Here is a 19,351-nt window from a genome sequence, read left to right on the forward strand (position 1 = left end):
TCAAGCCATCGTCGCCACGTTCATCCAGTTCGCGCTGGTCACCATCGTCGCGAGCGTGGCGGCGGCGGGGCCTGCGGATCCGGCCACCGCGCCGAGGTCCTCCCCCTTGCTGATCGCCTTGAGCCGCGTGCGCTCTTCCCGGTCGAATCCCAGCGAGTCGGCCAACCCGCTCGCCCGCACCACCGCCACCAGCATCACGAGCCGGTCGTCGAGCTCGCACTCGTTGCGGCCGGCCGCGCGGAGCCTGTCGACCAGCGCTTCCCGCGTGGCGATGTCCGGGAAGTACGAGTCGTACGAGACGAGCAGCGCGGACTTCTGCTCGTGGCGCATCAGCTGCCGCTCGCTGAGAGCGGCGCAGTGCACCTTGCGCCGCGACTTGCGGCGCCAGAAGAACGTCCCGGCATCGACCGGCTTTTCCTCCGATCCGGAGAGCTTCCGCAGCAGGGCCGTCGCGTCGTCGATCCACGCGATGCCGCTCGGGCTCGCATCGGTGATCCGGATCTTCTTGCCTGCGAGGTCCACACGCCCGCGCAGCGCGAGCTCGCCGAGCTCGGCGCCCGCGGTGTAGTCGGCCATCATGTGGTAGCCGCCGTTGTCCTTGTGGAGCAACAGCACGAACTCTTCGGGTAGCGAAAGCGAGGACATGGCCACATCCTCGCAGTGATCAGCCGTCGGCGAGATCGCATCGCGCGTTCAGGGCGGCGTGGTGGTGGTCACCGGCCGGACGGCTGCGGGAGAACCGCTGTCGCAGCGGTTCGACGAGCGAGGGACCACCGGCGAGGCACCACACGGCGATCACGGGGTCGCAGATCGCGCAGCCCAGCGAGGAATGCTCGCAGAAGGGGATGATCGGGTTGCCGTACAGGTGGTGGGCCGCATCCCAGGCGGTGTGCAGCAGCCACGCGATGCCGATGAACGTCCAGGACTCCAGCCCGCGGTAAGCGCAGTAGGTGGCGACGATCGCGAAGGCGAACTCCCAAGGCCCGAAACCACCACCGCTCAGGTAGGCGGCCCCGGCGCCGCCGACCATGACGGCGTTGAACCGGCGTCGGTTCGGTTCGGGGACGAACGAGCTGACGAACGCGTACAGGACGCCGATCAGAACTGCCGTTACGACGATCATGGTCGAGGTCTGCCATCTCCGGGTGAGGTCAGTGGAGGGCACGCACGTCCGACCGGCAAAGGCGTTGCCGTTCCGGAGACGCACCTCCGTCTGGTGACGCCACGACGCTAGCGCCGTCCAACCAGGACCGGAACGGGCACGATCGCCACATACCAAGGGATTCCGGCCGGCGACTACCCCAGCCGCACGCGCATGAGGCGGACGTTGTACTGCTCCCACTGCGACATCACGAAGTACACCTCGTCGTGAGATTCCGTTTCCGGGTGGATGAACGGCGCGTAGAGGCCGGGATGGTCACGGCTGGTCACGACTTCCCGAGCCGGACTCCACGGACCGGTGAGAGTCGGCGCGGTTCGCAGAACGATCGCCGCGCGAAGTTCGTCGAGGTACATCGCCATCCAGCACCGGCACCCCCTGCGGTGGTCGACCGAAAGCTCGCCGACGGCGCCCCCGAACACCGGTGCGGCGCGCGCTTCGTCGGGCTGCCAGGCCAGGCCGTCCCAGTACTCGTAGGCGGCCTTGTCGAGGACCTCGTTGTCGCGCACCCGTGCCAGCGAGGCCGGGCCGAACCGGCCGTTCGGCTTCCCGAACAGGTACACGTGCCGGTCGTCGCGGACCATCGCCGCCAGCTGGAACCCGTTGCCTCCATCCGGATTGTCCCAACGCGGTGTCGCGGGCTTGGCCCAATGCGCGCCCCCGTCATCGGAGTAGGCGATACCGGCGTAGTTGGTGCGCCAGTGGCCGGGAGCGCCCCACGACCGGACCGACATGTAGTGCAGGTACTCGCGACCCCGGACCGAGATTCCCGCCGTGGGGTTGACCGTGTGCTCCTGCACGGCGGAATCCCGGGGGATCACCTCGACCGCCCGTCCCGGCGGGTCCTGGACCATGTCCGCGATGACCAGGCCGGCGGACGGCGGGCCCATCGCGGCGCGACCCAGCACGCTCGTCCGCCAGTCCGGGTCGCCCCGCGTCCCGTGACCGCTGCCGCCGGGCCCGAAGGTGTCCCCGAATGCCATCAGCACGCCGCCGCGACCGTCGTCCCACATGATCCCCAGGTCCGTTCCGTGGACCCGGAACCGCAGGTCGGTGCGGTTCGGCGACTCCGCACCGGTCACCCAGCCGACCGCGCTCACCTCGGCAACGCGGGGTACCGGCTCCGCCACGGCCACCGGCGTCAGCACGCAGCTCAGCAGGACGACGGCCCCGGCGAAGGAGCCGATCCGCCGCCGACCCGCGGGCGCGAAAACGGCCACTCCTGATTGTCGGCCCTCGACGGCACGACCGCACATGGTAACGATAATCATTATCGTCTACACTCGGCGCCGAGTCGGCACGCAGGGAGGAAGGAACATGAAGGTAAGAGCGTCGCTGAAGTCCCTGAAGGACAAGGACGGTTCGCAGGTGGTCCGCCGCCGGGGCAAGCTCTACGTCGTCAACAAGCGCAACCCCCGGTGGAAGGGACGCCAGGGCTGACGCCCGCCCGAAGGGATCGGGCGCCGGGCCATGGGCGGGGAGACGCAGCCGTCTCCCCGCCCATGGCGACGGTTTCCGCGAGCAGGCATGTGCGGCGATTCGCCGAGCAGAGTAGAACGGACCGGGAAACCGACCAGTGCTCGATGACCGCGAGGGCGGAATCCTTGACCGACACGGCGATGCCGAAGAACGAGACGACGATCCCGGTGCTTCCCTGTGCGTCACTGGAAGACACTCTCGACTTCTACGAGATGCTCGGTTTCGAGGTCACCTACAAGCAGAAGAAGCCCTACCTGTACCTGGCGCTGCGGTGCAGCGGATTCGAAGTCCATTTCGGCGCGGTCCCCGAAGGCATGGACCCCAGCCGCGAGAACGGTGGAGGCTGCCTGGTCATGGTGGACGAAGTCGCGCCGTATCACCGCGAGTTCACCCGGTCCATGCGGCGGGCCCACGGCAAGGTCCTGGCGTCCGGACGGCCGCGGATCACCCGCCTGCGGCCCGGGGCGAGCCGCTTCACGCTGGTCGACCCCTCGGGCAACTCGCTCATCTTCATCCAGCGGGACGAGCCGGCGGAACTGGAGTACGGCGGTTCCAAGGAACTGCAGGGCCTGGCCAAGGCGCTCGACAACGCGCGGATCTTCCGGGACTTCAAGAACGACGACCTCGCGGCGTTCAGAGCGGTGAAGTCGGCCCTTCGCAGGCACGGCGACAAGGCCGCGCCGGTCGACCGGGCCCTCGCGTTGGCGACCCTCGTCGAGCTGGCCATCGCCCGCGACGACCGCGACGGGATCGACGAGTGGATCGCCGAGCTGCGAAGCATCCCCCTGAACACCCAGGAGAAGCGCGTCGCCGAAGACAAGCTGCGCGAGGCCACGAACCTGGAGTCGTGGCTCGCGGACACCGGCAACCCGCCGGGCCAGTAGAGCCACGGCCGGTCTGACCGAACGGCCCCGTTCGGCCCCGCCCACCCACGTTCACAGCAGAGGCGTGGCCGCTCACGAATCGCGAGGCGGCGCCGTCGACTCCCGGACGACCAGGGTGTGCGCCGTGGAACGTCGGCGCGGCCGGGCCGACCGCGGCTTCAACGCCAGTTGGAGAGCCTGCTCCCCCATCTCGGTCATGGGCAGCCGCACCGTGGTCAACGCGGGCGACAGGTGCTCGGCGACGGCCACGTCGTCGAAGCCCGCGACCGACATCTGCCCCGGCACCGCGACCCCGCGCGCCCGCAGTGCCGACAGCACCCCGATGGCCATGTCGTCGTTGAGGGCGATCACCGCCGTCACGTCGGGATGTTCGTCGAGGATCCGCCGCGTGGCCTGGCATCCTCCCTCCCGCGTGAAGGCGGCCTCGACCACCGGGACGTCGTCGAGGGTGAGCCCGACCTCGCCGAGAGCCTGCCCCGCTCCGGTGAGCCGGTCGGCGACCGTGGTCAGCGCGGGCGGCCCGACGGCGAAGGCGATCCGCCGGTGCCCCAGCGAAAGCAAGTGCTCGGTGATGGACCGGCCGCCCGCGGCGTTGTCCGGCAGCACCGCGTCCGCACCGAGGTGGTGGCGTCCGATGACCGCGACCCGGCCACCGGATGCCTGGAACGCCTGCAGCTCCTCCTTGACCGCGGCCTGCGCCCGCGCGTCCACGAAACCCGAACCGGCGATGAGGATCGCGCGCACGCGGTTGGCGATGAGCGTGCGGACCTGGGCGAGCTCGTTCTCCGGGTCGCGGCCGGTGTGGCAGATCTGCACGGTCAGCCCCTCCCGGGCGCCGACCCGCAGCACCCCGCTGGCGATCTCGGTGAAGTAGGGGTCGCCGATCTCGTGCACGAGCAGCCCGACGCTCGTGCTGGCACCGCCTGCCAGGGTGCGGGCGTGCACGTTGGCGACGTAGCCCATCCGCTCGGCCACCTCGCGCACCCGCTGGGCGATGACGTCGCTGACCCCCGCCGAGCCCGACAGCGCGCGCGAGGCCGCCGCGATCGAGACCCCGGCCTCCTCGGCGACGTCGACCAGCCGGAGCCTCGCGCGCTCCTGTGTCATCTGCGCCTCTCCCTCCGTCCGCGCGGCCCGCCGGGACTACCGCCCCGCGTGCCGTGCCCACGGCACGCAGGTCCTCCGCGGACCCCGCACATGATCCTCGGTGCCCCTTGCCGCCACCGCCCGCGGTCCCTATTCTGCCGTAAGCGCTTTCGAAAGCGCTTACGGATGCCCCCAACGACGGGTGGACCATGAAAACTAAAAACGGTCTCCGGCTCGGAGCCCTCGTGGCCAGCGCGGCGCTGGTGCTGACCGGTTGCCTCAGCTCGAGCGCCGGGCAGGGCGGCGGCGACACGATCAGGATCGGCATCTCCCTGCCGCTCACCGGCGACTTCTCCGAGCCGGGCAAGGGCGTGCGCCGCGGGTACGAGGCGTGGGCCGACTACGTCAACGCCCGCGGCGGGCTCCTCGGCCGCCGGGTCGAGCTGATGATCCTCGACGACCAGTCCAGCGCCGACCGGGTCGCCGCCGACTACGAGAAGCTGATCAACCAGAACGGCGCTGACCTGGTCTTCGGTCCGTTCTCCACCCGTCTGGTCATCCCGGCCGCCCAGGTCGCCAAGGACTACGGCTTCCTGTTCGTCGAACCGGCGGGCGCGGCCGAAGAGGTCTTCGCCCAGGGCTTCGACAACCTCTTCTACGCCGCGCCCGCGGTCGCCGAAGACCACTACAACCACCTTGCCGCGGCGATCCTGGCGATACCCCCGGACCGGCGGCCGAGGACCGCGGCGTACGCGGCGATGGACGACCCGTTCGCGCAGGGCACCGCCTACGGGCTCAAGGAGAAGCTGGAGCGGGCGGGCATCCGCACGGTGGTCGACGAGGTCTACCCGCCCAACACCACCGATTTCGGCTCGATCGCGGCCAAGATCGCCGACTCCCGGGCCGACCTCGTGGTCGGCGGCACGCAGTACCAGGACGCGGTGAACCTCATCGTGACGCTGCGCCAGCTCGGCTACCAGCCCGCGATGGCCGCGTTCTCGACCGCGCCGACCAACCCCGAGTTCCCCAAGGCGATCGGCGCGCAGACCGAGGGAATCCTCTCCCCCACCGGCTACACGCCGGAGGCCGACTACCCGTCAAACAAGGAGTTCGTTGCCCACTACACCGCGATGCACGGGTCCACGCCCACCGAGGACGAGGCCAACGCCTGGACCACCGGGCAGGTCGTGGCCGCGGCCGTGCAGGCGGTCGGATGCGCCGACCCGGACCTCGGCTGCCAGCGCAGGCTCATCGACTGGCTGCACGGCAACTCGGTCGACACCGTCGTCGGCGAGCTCAGCTGGGACGCCACCGGCAAACCCCGCGGCGCGCACCTGATCCAGCAGTACGTCGGCGGGCAGATCCGGATCGTCCTGCCCGCCGACACCAAGGAAGCGGACCTGGTCCACCCCAAACCGACGTGGTGAGGTCGACGTGAGCGGATCCCTTCTCCTGCAGAGCCTCCTGCTCGGCGTGCTGCTCGGCGGTCTCTACGCCCTCCTGGCGGCAGGTCTGACGCTGTACTTCGGCGTGATGCGCGTGGTCATGCTCGCGCACTCGGCGTTCCTCATCCTCGCGGCGTACCTGGCCTGGTTCTTCACCGTGGAGACCGGTCTGGACCCGCTGCTGTCGCTGGTGTTCACCGTCCCGCTGTTCTTCGGCATCGGGGTGGGCATGCAACGGCTGCTGATCTCCCGGCTGCGCCCGGCGACGCTGACCATGATGTCGGTGCTGCTGACGTTCTCGATCGCGCTGGTGATCGAGGGGATGCTCGGGTTCGCCTTCACCGGGACCCACCGCCGGATCAGCCTGTCCTACTCCGGAGCCGACATCGCGCTCTTCGGCGCCAGCATCCCCGTGGTCAAGCTGATCGCCTTCGGGCTCGCCGTGGTGTCACTGGCGGGACTGTACGTACTGCTGAAGGCCACCCGGTTCGGCCAGGCGCTGCGGGCCACGATCCAGCACGGGGAAGCCGCGCAGCTCGTCGGCATCAACACCGACCGGATCGCCGGCTACGGCTTCGGGCTCGGGCTGGCCACCGCCGCGATCGGTGGCACGGCGCTGGCGCTGGACTCGACGATCTACCCGTCGCTGCACTGGCACTGGATCGGACCGCTGATGGCGATCATCGTCGTCGGCGGGCTCGGCAGCATCCCCGGTGCGGCGATCGCCGCGATGGTGCTCGGTCTGGGCCAGAGCCTGCTGCAGATCCCGCTCGGCACGACCTGGGCGCAGACGCTGTTCTACGTCGCGCTGTTCGCCACCTTGATGCTGCATCCCCAGGGATTCTTCGGAGGCCGCCTTGCGCAGCGATTCTGACGCCGTGGGCGTCGCACTCCGCGCGGGCAGGGTGATCGGGTTGCTGGCGCTGGCCGCGCTGGTGATCGCGTTCCCCAGCCTGGCGCCGGACCCGTTCATCCTGTCCGTCGGCGTGGTGATCACCAGCTACGCCGTGCTCGCCACGTCGTGGAACTTCGTCGGCGGCTTCACCGGCTACATCTCGCTGGGCCACGCCGCCTACTCCGGACTCGGCGCCTACGCCACGGGGCTGCTGATCGTCCGCGCCGGGTTCAACCCGTGGGCCGCGCTGCTGGTCGGCGGCGTGCTGGTCGCGCTGCTGGCCATCCCGATCGGCATCGCCAGCCTGCGGGTCCGCGGCGCGTCGTTCGTCATCGTCTCGATCGCGCTCGTGCTGATCACGCTGCTGGTCTTCCAGAGCTGGGGCGACTTCACCGGGGGCTCCGACGGGCTGCGGGTGCCGCGCCCGTTCGGCCCGGACGTCATGCGCCCCGAGCAGCACGAGCGGTTCTTCTACCTGCACGCCGCACTGCTGGCCGTCGCGCTGCTGTGCTGGTGGGTGATCGACCGCTCCCGCTTCGGCGCCGGGCTCAAGGCGATCCGCGAGGACGAGGACAAGGCGCAGTCGCTCGGCGTCCCGACCTTCACCTACAAACTGGTCGCGTTCGTCGTCTCGGCGTTCTTCACCGCGCTGGCCGGGGGCCTCTACGCGCTGTGGTTCGGCTTCCTGGACCCGGTCTTCCAGTTCTCCATCCTGGCCGGTTCGTACCTGGTGCTGATGAGCCTGCTCGGCGGCATCCGGAGCCTGTTCGGGCCGCTGCTGGGAGCGGTGGTCGTCGGCTACGCCATGGAGTACTTCAAGGCCCAGTACGGCGACACCCAGCTGCACCTGGTCGCGATGGGCGTGCTGCTCGCGGTGGTGGTGCTGTTCATGCCCGACGGGATCATCCCCGCGCTCAACGGCCTGGTGAACCGGTTCCGCCCGCGGGCGGCGTCGATCCGCGAGGTCAGCCAGGGCGAGCTCGCCGAACGGCGCCGCGAAGCGGAGCCGCCCGCGGCCGGGGCGACGCAGGAGGTGGGCCGATGAGCACGGCTGCATCCCCGGACGTGCGGGGGCTGGAAACGACGGGGCTGAGCAAGTCCTTCGGTGGTGTGCGCGCCGTCGACGACGCGAGCGTGGTCTTCCGCCACGGCGCGGTGAACGCGTTGATCGGCCCCAACGGGTCGGGCAAGACCACCTTCTTCAACTGCGTCACCGGGTTGGTCAAACCGGACTCCGGCACCGCGAGCTACCGCGGCCAGGACATCACCGGCAAGCAGCCGCACCGGATCGCCCGCGCGGGGATCGGGCGCAGCTTCCAGCTCTGCCGGATCTTCCCGCGCATGACGGTGCTGGAGAACATGCTGGTCCCGGTGCGCTCGCGGACGCTGCTCGGCCGGCTGCGGTCGGCGCGCCAGCGCACCGACGTCGACCGGGCGCGCGAACTGCTCGCCCGCGTCGGCATCGAGCACCTGGAGGGTGCCGAGGCACGCGATCTCTCCTACGGGCAGCAGAAGCTGCTGGAGCTCGCGGGCGTGCTGATGGCCGACCCCGAGACGATCATGCTCGACGAGCCCGCGGGCGGGGTGAACCCCGCGCTGATCGACCGGATCGCGGGTCTGGTGCGCGCGCTCAACGCCGAAGGCAAGACCTTCCTCATCGTCGAGCACAACATGGAACTGGTGATGAGCCTGTCCGACCACGTCGTCGTGTTCGACCGCGGCAGGCCGATCGCCGCGGGAACCCCGGACGAGGTCCGCGACGACCCGCGAGTCCTGGAGGCCTACCTTGGGATCTGAGCAGCAGGGGTCGAGCGAGTACCTGCTCGAGCTCATCGACATCGAGGCGGGCTACGGCCGCGCGGCGCTCGTGCTGCGCGGGCTCACGGTCCGGGTGCCGCCCGCCACCGTGGTCTGCCTGGTCGGACCCAACGGCGCGGGCAAGTCCACGGTGCTCAAGGTGGCCAGCGGAATGCTCGCGCCGCGTTCGGGGCGGATCGTGGTCGGTGGGCGCGACGTCACCGGCCGGCGACCGCAGCAGATGCTCCAGGCGGGTCTGTCGCACGTCCTCCAGGGCCACAGCGTGTTCAAGGAGATGTCGGTGGCCGAGAACGTGCTGCTCGGCGCCTACACCGTCAAAGACCGGGCGGCGGTCGCCGAACGCGTCGGGTTCGTCAAGGACCTCTTCCCCGTCGTGGCCCAGCGGTGGGACTCGCCGGCCGGCGCGCTCTCCGGCGGGCAGCAGAAGCAGGTCGAGTTCGCCCGCTCGCTGATGGTCAGCCCGCGCGTGGTGCTGCTCGACGAACCGTCGATGGGTCTGGACCCCCGGGCGACCAACACCGTTTTCGAGCAGGTGCTGCGGATGCGCGACGCGGGCACGGCGGTCCTGCTCGTCGAGCAGAACGCCCGCCGCGCGCTGGAGACCGCCGACCTGGGCTGCGTCCTCGACCTCGGCCGGGTGCACATCTCCGGCCCGGCCGCCGAACTGCTCGCCGACCCGCAACTGGGCGAGCTCTACCTCGGACAGCGCCGCGCCTCCGGCTCGGCGCCCCACCCGACCACCACGACATCGCCTCGGGAGCCAGCATGAGCGATCACACGTACCGAATCCTGATGAACGGCGTCACCGGCCGGATGGGCTACCACCAGCACCTGCTGCGCTCGGTGCTCGCGATCCGCGACGACGGCGGGGTGGCCCTCGACGACGGCGGCCGGATCCTGGTCGAGCCGGTCCTGGTGGGCCGCAACGCCGGCAAGCTCGCGCGCATCGCCGACCAGCACGGGGTCTCGGAGTGGAGCACCGACCTCGACGCCCTGCTCGCCGAGGACGACGCCCAGATCTACTTCGACACCCAGGCCACCTCCGAGCGCAAGAAGGCGATCCTCAAGGCCGTGGCCGCGGGAAAGCACGTCTACACCGAGAAGCCCGTGGCCTCCTCGGTCGCCGAGGGGGAGGAGCTGGTCAGGGCCGCCGAGTCGAGCGGGATCACCCACGGCGTCGTGCACGACAAGATCTTCCTGCCGGGACTGCGCAAGCTCAAGCGCCTGGTGGAGTCCGGCTTCTTCGGCCGCATCCTGTCCGTGCGCGGCGAGTTCGGCTACTGGGTCTTCGAGGGCGACCTGCTGCCCGCGCAGCGGCCGAGCTGGAACTACCGCGCCGAGGACGGCGGCGGGGTGGTCCTGGACATGTTCTGCCACTGGAACTACGTGCTGGAGAACCTCTTCGGCCCGGTCCGGGCGGTGACCGCGAAGGCCGTCACCCACATCCCCGAGCGCTGGGACGAGCAGGGTCGCCGCTACGACGCCACCGCCGACGACGCGGCGTATGCGATCTTCGAGCTCGAAGGCGACGTGATCGCACAGATCAACTCCTCGTGGGCGGTGCGGGTCGAACGCAAGGAGCTGGTGGAGTTCCAGGTCGACGGGACGCACGGCTCGGCCGTCGCGGGCCTGTTCGGCTGCCGGGTGCAGCCGCGGGTGCGCACCCCGAGGCCGACGTGGAACCCCGACGAGCCGACCACGGAGGACTTCCGCGCCCAGTGGGACGAGGTCCCGGACAACACGGTGTTCGGCAACGGGTTCCGCGCCCAGTGGGAGCGCTTCCTGCTCGACGTGCACCACGGCAGGCCGCACCCCTACGACCTGGCCGCCGGGGTGCGCGGCCTCCGGCTCGCCGAGGCCGGGCTCACCTCCTCGGCGCAGGGACGCCGCGTCGAGCTGCCCGGAGGCGCCGGATGAGCACGTCCGCGCGCATCGACCTGCCCAACGCCGACGGCACCTGGACCGACGTGCGGCTGAACGAGCCGCGAGAGTGGACCGAGCACCCGAAGCCCCACTCCTCGCGGGTCGCCTTCGCCGCCGCGCACGTGGTCGCCGCCCCGCTCGGGGACAACACCCCGGGCGCACCGGCCGCGGTGGACTGGGAGTCCACATTGGCCTTCCGCCGCGAGCTCTTCCGCTACGGGCTGGGTGTCGCCGAGGCGATGGACACAGCCCAGCGCAACATGGGCCTGGACTGGAACGCGGTGCGGGAGCTCATCCGCCGCAGCGCCGAGCAGGCCCGCGCGTTCGGTGCCCGGATCGCTTCCGGAGCGGGCACCGACCACCGCGACGAAATCACCACCCTCGACGAGGTCGTCGAGGCGTATGCCGAGCAGGTCGGATTCGTGGAGTCGACCGGCTCGCAGGTGATCGTGATGGCCTCCCGGCAACTCGCCCGGATCGCCCGATCCGCCGAGGACTACCGGCAGGTCTACGGCACCGTGCTGCGGCAGGTCTCGGAGCCGGTGATCGTGCACTGGCTCGGCGAGGTCTTCGACCCGAACCTGGCAGGCTACTGGGGTTCGGCCGACGTGCCCACGGCCACCGCGACGTTCCTCGACCTGGTGCGCGAGCACGCGGGCAAGGTCGACGGGGTCAAGGTCTCGCTGCTGTCGGCCGACCACGAGCGCGATCTGCGCGCCGCCCTTCCGGAAGGTGTGCGCCTCTACACCGGTGACGACTTCAACTACCCGGACCTGATCCGCGGCGACTCGCAGCACCATTCGGATGCCCTGCTCGGCGCGTTCTCCGCCATCGCTCCCGCCGCGTCGGCGGCGCTCGCCGCGCTCGACGAGGACGACGTCGCGACCTACGACGCCGAGATGGCGGCCACGTTGCCGCTGTCGCGGCACGTGTTCAGCGCGCCGACCTCCTACTACAAGACGGGAATCGCGTTCATGGCCTGGTTGTGCGGCCACCAGCCCGGTTTCACGATGGTCGGCGGACTCCAGTCCGCGCGCAGCACCACCCACCTGGCGCGGATCTTCGCGCTCGCCAACGAGGCCCGGTTGCTGCCCGACCCCGGACTCGCCGCCCACCGGATGCGTCTGCACCTGGAAACCGCGGGAGCTCTGCGATGACCGATTTCCCCCATGCGGTGCGGGATCGCGACGTTCCCTCCGGTGTCGCGGCTCGGATGTCCACTCCGGAACCGGGTGATCCGCGGCTGGCCCGGCTCTCGCTGAACCAGCGCACCACCGCCAACTGGTCGCTGCGCGAGGCGGTGGACGGGTGCACCGCGGCCGGGCTCGGCTCCATCGGTGTCTGGCGGGAACCGGTGGCCGAGGCCGGCCTCGCCACCGCGGCGCGGATGATCGGCGACGCCGGGCTCCGCGTGTCGTCGGTGTGCCGAGGAGGTTTCTTCACCGCGGCGGAGCCGGCGGCGCGAGCCGCCGCCCACCGGGACAACCTCGCGGCCATCGACGAGGCCGCGGCGCTGGGATGCCGCACGCTCGTGCTCGTACCCGGTGGACTGCCGGAAGGCGACCGCGACATCGCGGGGGCACGCTCGCGCGTCGCCGAGGCCGTCGCCGCGTTGGTGTCCCATGCACGCGAACGCGGGGTCCGGCTGGGCATCGAGCCGATGCACCCGATCTTCGCCGCCGACCGGGGTGTGGTCTCCACCCTCGCCCAGGCGCTCGACATCGCCGAGCAGCACCCGAGCGACGTGGCCGGGGTCGTGGTCGACACCTTCCACGTGTGGTGGGAACCGGGTGTTCTGGAGCAGATCGACCGGGCGGGCGAGCGCATCGTCAGCTACCAGGTGTGCGACTGGATCACCCCGCTGCCGGCCGACACCCTGCTCAGCCGCGGGATGGTGGGCGACGGCCACGTCGACTTCGCCGCCCTCACCCGGGCGGTCGCCGCCACCGGCTACCGGGGCGATGTCGAGGTCGAGATCTTCAACGCCGATGTCTGGGCCGCGCCCGGAGCCGACGTCCTGGCGACGATGGCCCGCCGCTACGTGGAGCTCGTGCAGCCGTACCTCTAGCGCCGGGAAGGAAACCCGCATGGGAGAACGAAGACTGATCGCCGCGCTGGCCGCGTCCCTGCTCGCGGTCGCGATTCCGGCGCCGGCCACCGCCTCGCCGGCCGCCGAGCACGCCCTCGTGGTCGTGCGGCCGCAGGCGACCGACCGGTTCTGGGAGCCGCTGACCCCTGCGAAGTGGGCTTTCGCGCACCGGCAGGTGATCATGACCGAGCGCGGGGACGCCCCCGAAGGCCCGCGCCGCCCGTTCGAGTACGCGATCGTCGACAAAGGACCAGAACTCGGTTCTCTCCGGTACAGCGCCGAAGTCCGGATCGACGAACCCGTCACCCGCAACGACCGCGACGTCGTCCTGATCTTCAACTACCAGTCCCCCACCCGCTTCTACTACGTGCACCTCTCGCAGGACAACACGATCTACCCGCACAACGGGATCTTCGTCGTCGACGACGCCGACCGCGAGCGCATCGACGACCAGTGGAACGGCACCACGGGCGCTCCCCCGGCGATCGACGACACCGACTGGCACGACGTCCGCCTCGACTACCGCGCGTCGTCGGGCGAGATCGCGGTGTACGTCGACGGCTCGGACCAACCGCTGATGACCGCCACGGACACGAGCTTCTCCGGCGGCCGCTTCGGCTTCGGCTCGTTCGACAACTACGGGCGCGTGCGCGACGTGACCGTGGCCGGGACGGCCGTGCGGCCGTAGCCCGCGAACACGCAGGCCCCGCCCAAGGCCGGGCCGACCGGCCACCGGCTGCCACCGGTGGCGCTGACCACCCACAACGCCGACGGATGGAGTCCGAGAGATGGGCGTGCGAAGAAGATGGGTCTCCGCGATCACCGCGACGGTGGTCGCGGCGGCCCTGGTGGCACCACCGGCCGGGGCCGGCCCCACGACCGCCCCCGACGCACCGATCACCGATCCGATCCCCGAGCAGCCGGAGCAGTCCCGCCTCGGGCTGGTCCTGCAGGAGTACGCGCAGCTCCCCGCGTCGCAGGCGACGCCGCCCGCGACCGACCCGCGCCTGATCCGGCACAACCGGATCAACTACGTCGGCGAGGTCCCCGACGGGTCCGGCCGGATGTACGTGCCCGACCTCAACGGCCCGCTCTACCTGCTCGACGGTGGGCGGCAGCACGTCTACCTCGACTTCAAGGAGCGCTTCGAGCACTTCTTCTCCGGCCGCGGCATGGGCAGCGGTTTCGGCTTCGTCGCCTTCCACCCGGAGTTCGCCGGGAACGGCCGGTTCTACACGGTGCACACCGAGGACGAGGAGGCGATCGCCACCGAGGAGCCCACCTACCCGAACCAGCCGGACGCGTTCGTGCAGAGCGTGGTCACCGAGTGGACGGCCGACGACCCGTCCGCCGACGAGTTCTCGGGAACCAGCCGGGAGATCTTCCGCTTCGGGTTCAGCACCCAGATCCACGCCGTCCAGCAGATCGACTTCAACCCGACCGCCAGGCCCGGCGACCCCGACTACGGCCTGCTCTACATGGCGGTCGGCGACGGCGGCATCGGCCTGGACACCGACATCCCGCAGGACATGAGCACGCCGGCGGGCAAGATCCTGCGGATCGATCCCGACGGCACCAACGGACCCAACGGCCAGTACGGCATCCCGGCGTCGAACCCGTTCGCAGGCAAGCCCGGCGCGATAGGCGAGATCTACGCGCTGGGGATGCGCGACCCGCACCGGTTCAGCTGGGACCCGGGCGGCAGGCACGCGATGTACCTCGGCCACATCGGCCAGCACGCGATCGAGGCGGTGTACGAGGTCCGCGCGGGCGACAACCTCGGGTGGAGTCCGCGCGAGGGACGTTTCGAGTTCCGCCCGGAGAACCAGTGCTGGCTGTACCCCCTGCCCGAGGACGACGAGAAGTACGGCTACGTCTACCCCGTCGCGGCCTACGACCACGACCCGCCGCCGAACTGGCCGTGCAACTCCGACAGCGGCCACGCCATCTCCGGCGGTCAGGTCTACCGCGGGGCGGATCTGCCGCGGCTGCGCGGCAAGTACGTCTTCGGGGACCTCGTGGACGGCCGCGTCCTCTACACCGAGGTCGACGAGATGAGGCGCGGCGAGCAGCGCGCGCCCCTGCACGAGATGCAACTGTTCGACACCGGCGGCAAGCGGATGCGGATGACCGACTTCGCCGGCGACGGGCGCGTGGACCTGCGCTTCGGGACCGACTCCCAACGCAACCTCTACCTGCTCGCCAAGGCCAACGGCAAGATCTGGAAGGTCGTCGGCACCCGCACGGGCGCCGGGTCCGAGGTCACCGGCAGTGTCGAGCGCGACCTCGTCGCCTACTACGACTTCGAGCACCCTTTCGCGGCCGACGACTCCAAGGAGCTGGACGGCGGTTCGTCGCGCACCCTGCTCACGCAGGTCAACGGCGGCGAGGACATGCGGGTGGCCGACAGCGCGTTCCCGGGCAGCAACAACGCGCTCCAGGTGCGGCAGGTCGAGCCCGAGGCGAACGGCAACGACGACTGGAAGGCCGGAACCTGGGACGGTGACGCCGACGGTGTCGGGTCGCTCGGCGCCTTCAACGGCACCAAGGGGGCGACGGTGATGGGCTGGTTCAAGATGACCGGCGAGAACCCGAGTCCCGACTCCACGACGCCCGAACCCGGCGACCGGTTCAACGCCGTCGGCCTGGCCGGCGTCCTCAGCGGCGACTCCGACGGTCACGACGTCCGTGCGCTGCTGGAACTGATCAACGTGGACGGCAGGCTCCGCCTGGTCGCGCTGGGCCGGCGGCTCGACGGCGGCGCTTCCCAGACCTTCGCCGCGCGGCAGGACTGGCGGGAGCTGCTACCGCCCGGCGAATGGGTGCACCTGGCCGCGACGTTCGACTACACCACCGGCGACATGGCCCTCTACCGCAACGGGCGACCCCTCCCGGGCTTCTACACCGTCCCGGGCGACCCGTGGCAGATCGACGGGTCCGGTGCGAGCTCGACGAACCCGCGGGGCATCAAGATCGGAGGGAGCTTCCCGCAGAACAACGTCGAACGCAATCCGTGCAACTGCCGGATGGACTCGTTGATGTTCCTCGACACCGCGGCGGGCGCGGACACGATCGCGCAGCAGTACCGCCGCTTCCTGCGGCACTGAGCCCGAGTCGAGCCACCGTCCGGCTGCGGCTCGACGCGCACCGCGGCAAAGGCGGCCGGCCCGGCGGATCATCCGCCGGGCCGGCCGCTCACGCTCCGCCAGAAATCCGTGACTATCCGTGCTCGGCCGGACCCGCCCCTGCCGCTTCGGCCGGTCGCTGAGGCCGGCGGACGAAAAGCGACACGACGAACGCCAGCACACCGATGCCTCCGGCGACCATGAACGCCGCGTGCAGGCCGTCGGCGCCGGGAGCACCGGACGGGGCCGCGGTGCCCACGGAGGCGACCGTCACGAACACCGCCGTGCCGAACGCGCCCGCGACCTGCTGGAGGGTGGACAGGATGGCGCTGCCGTGGGAGTGCAGGTGGGCGGGCAACGCGCTGAGCGACTCGGTCATCAGCGGCGTCATCATCAACCCGAGCCCGGCCATGAGCAGGACGTGGATGCCGATGACCGCGGCCAGCGGCGAGTCCGGCCCGAGAGCCGAGAACAACCACAGCGACACCGCCATCGCCAGCGCGCCGGGGATCACCAGCGGGCGTGCGCCGAAGCGGTCGAACAGGTGTCCCACCGGTCGTCCCAGCAGGCCGAGGACCAGTCCGCCGGGCAGCACCGCAAGCCCGCTGACGAACGTGCTGGTGTGCAGGACGGTCTGCAGGTACAGCGGCAGCAGGATCGCCGCTGCACCCAGCAGGCACATGAACAGCAACGCGCTGAGCAGCAACGCGATGCTGAAGGCGCGGTAGGTCAGCGGGCGCAGGTCGAGCAGGGCGCGGTCGTGGCGCTGCAGGCGGAGCTGGCGGACGACGAACCCGCCGAGGGCGACCACGCCGACGGCGATAGCGCCCCACGGTGGCACCGGGTGCCCGCCGCCTCCGGACTCACCGAGGGACGACAGACCGTAGAGGACACCGCCGAAGCCCACGGCCGACAGCAACACCGAGATCGAGTCCAGCGGCACCGAGCGGGTCGTGCTGTCCAGGCGCATCCAGACCGCGCCGATGACCAGTGCCAGAGCCGCCAGCGGCAGCACGATCCAGAACATCCAGCGCCAGCCCAGCGAAGCCAGCACCGCGCCACCGATCGTCGGGCCCACGGCTGGCGCGACGGCGATGACGATGGTGATCGTGCCCATCGTCGCGCCGCGCTTCTCCGCGGGCACCAGCCGCATCACCGAGGTCATCAGCAACGGCAGCATGACCGCGGTGCCGCACGCCTGCACCAGGCGGCCCACCAGCAGCACCGCGAAGCCCGGAGCCAGCGCGCTGATCAGCGTCCCCGCGCTGAACAGCGTCAACGAGGCGAGGAAGACCTGGCGCGGGGTGAACCGCTCCAGCAGGAAGCCCGTGGTGGGGATCACCACCGCCATGGTCACCAGGAACCCGCTGGTCAGCCACTGCACGGTCGCGGTCGACACGTCGAGGTCGACCGTGAGGTCGCGCAGCGCCACGCTGAGGATCGTCTCGTTGAGGATCATCACGAACGCCGAGACGACCAGCACGGCGATCAGCACGGCCGCGCGCCGCGGTCCGGCTTCGCGGTCGGCTTCCCCGGACTCGGCTCTCATGGTCGCCGTCATGACTCCGCACCCCGCAGGTGCGAAGCAGACCACTGACCCGACCACAGCCAATGCGGACGGTCGTGGTCCAGAAGAAGATCAGGAACCGACAATCGGTCGCCCTGCGCCACCAGCCACACGTTTCTCCCTCGCCCCCGCAGAACTCAACTCGGCTTCGTGCATCAGCGACAGCGAGTGGAAGACGCCCCCAGCGGCCCCCTCGACGGTGCTGCCGGCTGTCCGACGAGCGTCGGACGACGCAGCACTCCCCCGGTCGCCGCTTCAGCTTACGTGCCTGCGGCGGGTTGCCGGTGGGGGAAAACGACGTAAGCTTGCCCACCCTCGCGGGTCTCGGAGGACGAGGTTGCCGGCGGCGCTCGGCACAAGCGCCGCCGGCTGTCGGCTCTCCGCCCGTACGTCAGCCGTGCACGGCAGCGAACGGCTGCGGGTCGTACGAGGAACCCTGCGAACCAGTACCGGCCAGGCGACCGTCGGGAAGCTCCACGCCGGTCACGAGGTGCCCCTGCTGCGGTCCGCCGACGGGTTGCCACGAGGCGCCGTCATAGCGCAGCAGCGCGTCGGTGCCGAGGTTCCACAGCGCACCCTCGGCGTGCACGAGATCCCCGAGACCGCCGGTGGAAGCCGGTGGCTGCTGCTGACTCCACTGCGCACCGTCCCAGTGCATCAAGATCGGCCGGCGCCCTTCGGGATTGTCGTACGGCGTCTTGGTGGCCGAGATCCAGACGTCATCGGGCTGGTAGGCCGCGACGTCGTGGACGGTGAGGAAGTCGGAGTTCCCGGTGTCCACCGGCGGCACCTGCACATGGCTCCACCGCACGCCGTCCCAGTGCATCGAGACGATCTGCTGCGGACGCTCAACCGTGGTTCCGGCCATCCAGACGTCGTCCGGCCCGATGCCGCCCACGCTGGTGAAGCTCTGCTGGTCGGCGGCGGGCGGCAGCGCGACCGGCTGCCAACCACCGTCCTGCCAACGCATCGCGAAGCTGCGCTCCAACGGAGCGTTGCCGTCTCGGTACGCCTTGCCAATGGTCCAGACGTCCGGACCAATGGCTGCGACGTCACGGGGAGAGACCCGGGGAGCGTCGGGCACCTCCAGCGGGACCTCGGTCCACGTCCTGCCGTCCCAGTGGATCGTGGCGCCCGTGCTGACCTTGGTGAACTGGCTGACCGCCCACGCGTTGTCCGGACCGGTCACCGCGGAGGCGACGATCTGGCCGATGTTCGGCACCGGCGCCTCCACCCAGACACCGGTGTCCTCCCGGCGGAACGCCTGCGCGGTGATCGACATCGGCGAGCCCGCCGGGCTGTAGCTGCCGAACGCCCACGTCGCTCCACCGCCGCTGGCCGCGGTACTCACATAGGACGCCATCCCGGGCCGGGTCGGGAACTCCTCGCCGGTCCAGACGTCCTGCGCCGACGCCGTGCCTGCCATGCCCACGCCCACGACGGCGGCCAGCGCCACGGCCAGGGTCGTTCCGGTTCGTATCGACATCGCTGCCTCTCAGCCGGGATCAACTACCCCAGGAGACGCCGGGCGAATCGATCAGGTTGCCAGCGGCGCCCCGGCATCCCGGACAGCCGCTTCAGACGGTCGCCAGGGGAACCAGGAACCTGAACCACGGTGTCTCCAGATTTGCGTGGCGTGCGGGGAACCGGACCTTCCGGAAACCAGCGCATGACCGACTGACTTTTGCCATCATGATCAGACGTCACTTTCCAACAAGGCGGCCTCGTTCATCTGCCTCGGCACGGCCATGCTGCTGATCCCTCTCAACGGCATGGTCAGCGACACCGCACAGTGGATCCTGATCGGCACGTCCGTTGCCGTCCTGTTCGTATGCGCGTACGGCATCGGCGCCAACAAACGGCGCTCGGGCGGTTCATGAG

At 70.4% G+C, this 19,351-nt stretch carries 19 protein-coding genes; 13 read left to right on the forward strand and 6 right to left on the reverse strand.

Annotated elements, in window-relative coordinates; all coding sequences use genetic code 11:
- The 3 genes from HUO13_RS25310 to HUO13_RS25320 form a co-directional block, all read right to left on the reverse strand.
- The gene (locus HUO13_RS25310; RefSeq protein WP_211897550.1) at window positions 1-645 is read right to left on the reverse strand and encodes a GOLPH3/VPS74 family protein; all 645 of its coding nucleotides are present in this window, start codon (window positions 643-645) and stop codon (window positions 1-3) included.
- A gap of 19 nt (window positions 646-664) precedes the next feature.
- Window positions 665-1,123 (reverse strand): DUF6010 family protein, encoded by a 459-nt coding sequence (locus HUO13_RS25315; protein ID WP_249124033.1) that lies wholly within the window; start codon window positions 1,121-1,123, stop codon window positions 665-667.
- Window positions 1,124-1,296: 173 nt separating this feature from the next.
- Entirely contained in the window at window positions 1,297-2,379 is a 1,083-nt protein-coding gene (locus HUO13_RS25320; RefSeq protein WP_249124034.1) for a DUF4185 domain-containing protein, read from the reverse strand.
- 97 nt (window positions 2,380-2,476) lie between these two features.
- On the opposite strand from HUO13_RS25320, the gene ykgO reads away from it, so the two are divergent.
- A complete protein-coding gene (gene ykgO, locus HUO13_RS25325) occupies window positions 2,477-2,599 on the forward strand; it encodes a type B 50S ribosomal protein L36 (protein WP_009943488.1) in 123 nt (40 codons plus the stop codon).
- A gap of 164 nt (window positions 2,600-2,763) precedes the next feature.
- Window positions 2,764-3,522: a glyoxalase gene (locus tag HUO13_RS25330; protein WP_249124035.1), complete on the forward strand. Its 759-nt coding sequence runs from the start codon at window positions 2,764-2,766 to the stop codon at window positions 3,520-3,522.
- Window positions 3,523-3,594: 72 nt separating this feature from the next.
- On the opposite strand, the gene HUO13_RS25335 is transcribed toward HUO13_RS25330, so the two are convergent.
- Window positions 3,595-4,629 carry a LacI family DNA-binding transcriptional regulator gene (locus HUO13_RS25335; protein WP_211897553.1) on the reverse strand — a complete coding sequence of 345 codons (1,035 nt, stop codon included), beginning with the start codon at window positions 4,627-4,629 and terminating at the stop codon, window positions 3,595-3,597.
- Window positions 4,630-4,853: 224 nt separating this feature from the next.
- Between HUO13_RS25335 and HUO13_RS25340 the strand changes: the two genes are divergently transcribed.
- The 10 genes from HUO13_RS25340 to HUO13_RS25385 all read left to right on the forward strand — a co-directional run bounded on the left by HUO13_RS25340 (window position 4,854) and on the right by HUO13_RS25385 (window position 15,885).
- Entirely contained in the window at window positions 4,854-6,035 is a 1,182-nt protein-coding gene (locus HUO13_RS25340) for an amino acid ABC transporter substrate-binding protein (RefSeq protein WP_211897554.1), read from the forward strand.
- 7 nt (window positions 6,036-6,042) lie between these two features.
- On the forward strand, window positions 6,043-6,927 hold the full coding sequence (locus HUO13_RS25345; RefSeq protein ID WP_211897555.1) for a branched-chain amino acid ABC transporter permease: 885 nt from the start codon (window positions 6,043-6,045) through the stop codon (window positions 6,925-6,927).
- 4 nt (window positions 6,928-6,931) lie between these two features.
- Complete coding sequence (locus HUO13_RS25350; protein ID WP_211897556.1) at window positions 6,932-7,993, forward strand: branched-chain amino acid ABC transporter permease; 1,062 nt, start codon at window positions 6,932-6,934, stop codon at window positions 7,991-7,993.
- Window positions 7,990-8,745: an ABC transporter ATP-binding protein gene (locus tag HUO13_RS25355; RefSeq protein WP_211897557.1), complete on the forward strand. Its 756-nt coding sequence runs from the start codon at window positions 7,990-7,992 to the stop codon at window positions 8,743-8,745. Before HUO13_RS25350 ends, HUO13_RS25355 begins: the two co-directional genes overlap by 4 nt.
- Window positions 8,735-9,535 carry an ABC transporter ATP-binding protein gene (locus tag HUO13_RS25360; protein WP_211897558.1) on the forward strand — a complete coding sequence of 267 codons (801 nt, stop codon included), beginning with the start codon at window positions 8,735-8,737 and terminating at the stop codon, window positions 9,533-9,535. Before HUO13_RS25355 ends, HUO13_RS25360 begins: the two co-directional genes overlap by 11 nt.
- Window positions 9,532-10,683 (forward strand): Gfo/Idh/MocA family protein, encoded by a 1,152-nt coding sequence (locus HUO13_RS25365; protein WP_249124036.1) that lies wholly within the window; start codon window positions 9,532-9,534, stop codon window positions 10,681-10,683. Before HUO13_RS25360 ends, HUO13_RS25365 begins: the two co-directional genes overlap by 4 nt.
- Window positions 10,680-11,846 carry a dihydrodipicolinate synthase family protein gene (locus HUO13_RS25370; protein ID WP_211897559.1) on the forward strand — a complete coding sequence of 389 codons (1,167 nt, stop codon included), beginning with the start codon at window positions 10,680-10,682 and terminating at the stop codon, window positions 11,844-11,846. Before HUO13_RS25365 ends, HUO13_RS25370 begins: the two co-directional genes overlap by 4 nt.
- The gene (locus tag HUO13_RS25375; RefSeq protein WP_211897560.1) at window positions 11,843-12,757 is read left to right on the forward strand and encodes a sugar phosphate isomerase/epimerase family protein; all 915 of its coding nucleotides are present in this window, start codon (window positions 11,843-11,845) and stop codon (window positions 12,755-12,757) included. The genes HUO13_RS25370 and HUO13_RS25375 overlap by 4 nt, the downstream gene beginning before the upstream one ends.
- A gap of 19 nt (window positions 12,758-12,776) precedes the next feature.
- Complete coding sequence (locus tag HUO13_RS25380) at window positions 12,777-13,466, forward strand: hypothetical protein (protein WP_211897561.1); 690 nt, start codon at window positions 12,777-12,779, stop codon at window positions 13,464-13,466.
- Window positions 13,467-13,566: 100 nt separating this feature from the next.
- Window positions 13,567-15,885 (forward strand): PQQ-dependent sugar dehydrogenase, encoded by a 2,319-nt coding sequence (locus HUO13_RS25385; protein ID WP_211897562.1) that lies wholly within the window; start codon window positions 13,567-13,569, stop codon window positions 15,883-15,885.
- Window positions 15,886-15,997: 112 nt separating this feature from the next.
- On the opposite strand, the gene HUO13_RS25390 is transcribed toward HUO13_RS25385, so the two are convergent.
- Complete coding sequence (locus tag HUO13_RS25390) at window positions 15,998-17,464, reverse strand: DHA2 family efflux MFS transporter permease subunit (protein ID WP_211897563.1); 1,467 nt, start codon at window positions 17,462-17,464, stop codon at window positions 15,998-16,000.
- Between the two features lie 397 nt (window positions 17,465-17,861).
- Window positions 17,862-18,956: a hypothetical protein gene (locus HUO13_RS25395; RefSeq protein ID WP_211897564.1), complete on the reverse strand. Its 1,095-nt coding sequence runs from the start codon at window positions 18,954-18,956 to the stop codon at window positions 17,862-17,864.
- Between the two features lie 262 nt (window positions 18,957-19,218).
- Between HUO13_RS25395 and HUO13_RS38165 the strand changes: the two genes are divergently transcribed.
- A complete protein-coding gene (locus HUO13_RS38165) occupies window positions 19,219-19,350 on the forward strand; it encodes a hypothetical protein (protein WP_282974552.1) in 132 nt (43 codons plus the stop codon).
- The last annotated feature ends 1 nt before the right edge of the window (window position 19,351 follow it).

Source organism: Saccharopolyspora erythraea, assembly GCF_018141105.1.
Classification (GTDB): domain Bacteria; phylum Actinomycetota; class Actinomycetes; order Mycobacteriales; family Pseudonocardiaceae; genus Saccharopolyspora_D; species Saccharopolyspora_D erythraea_A.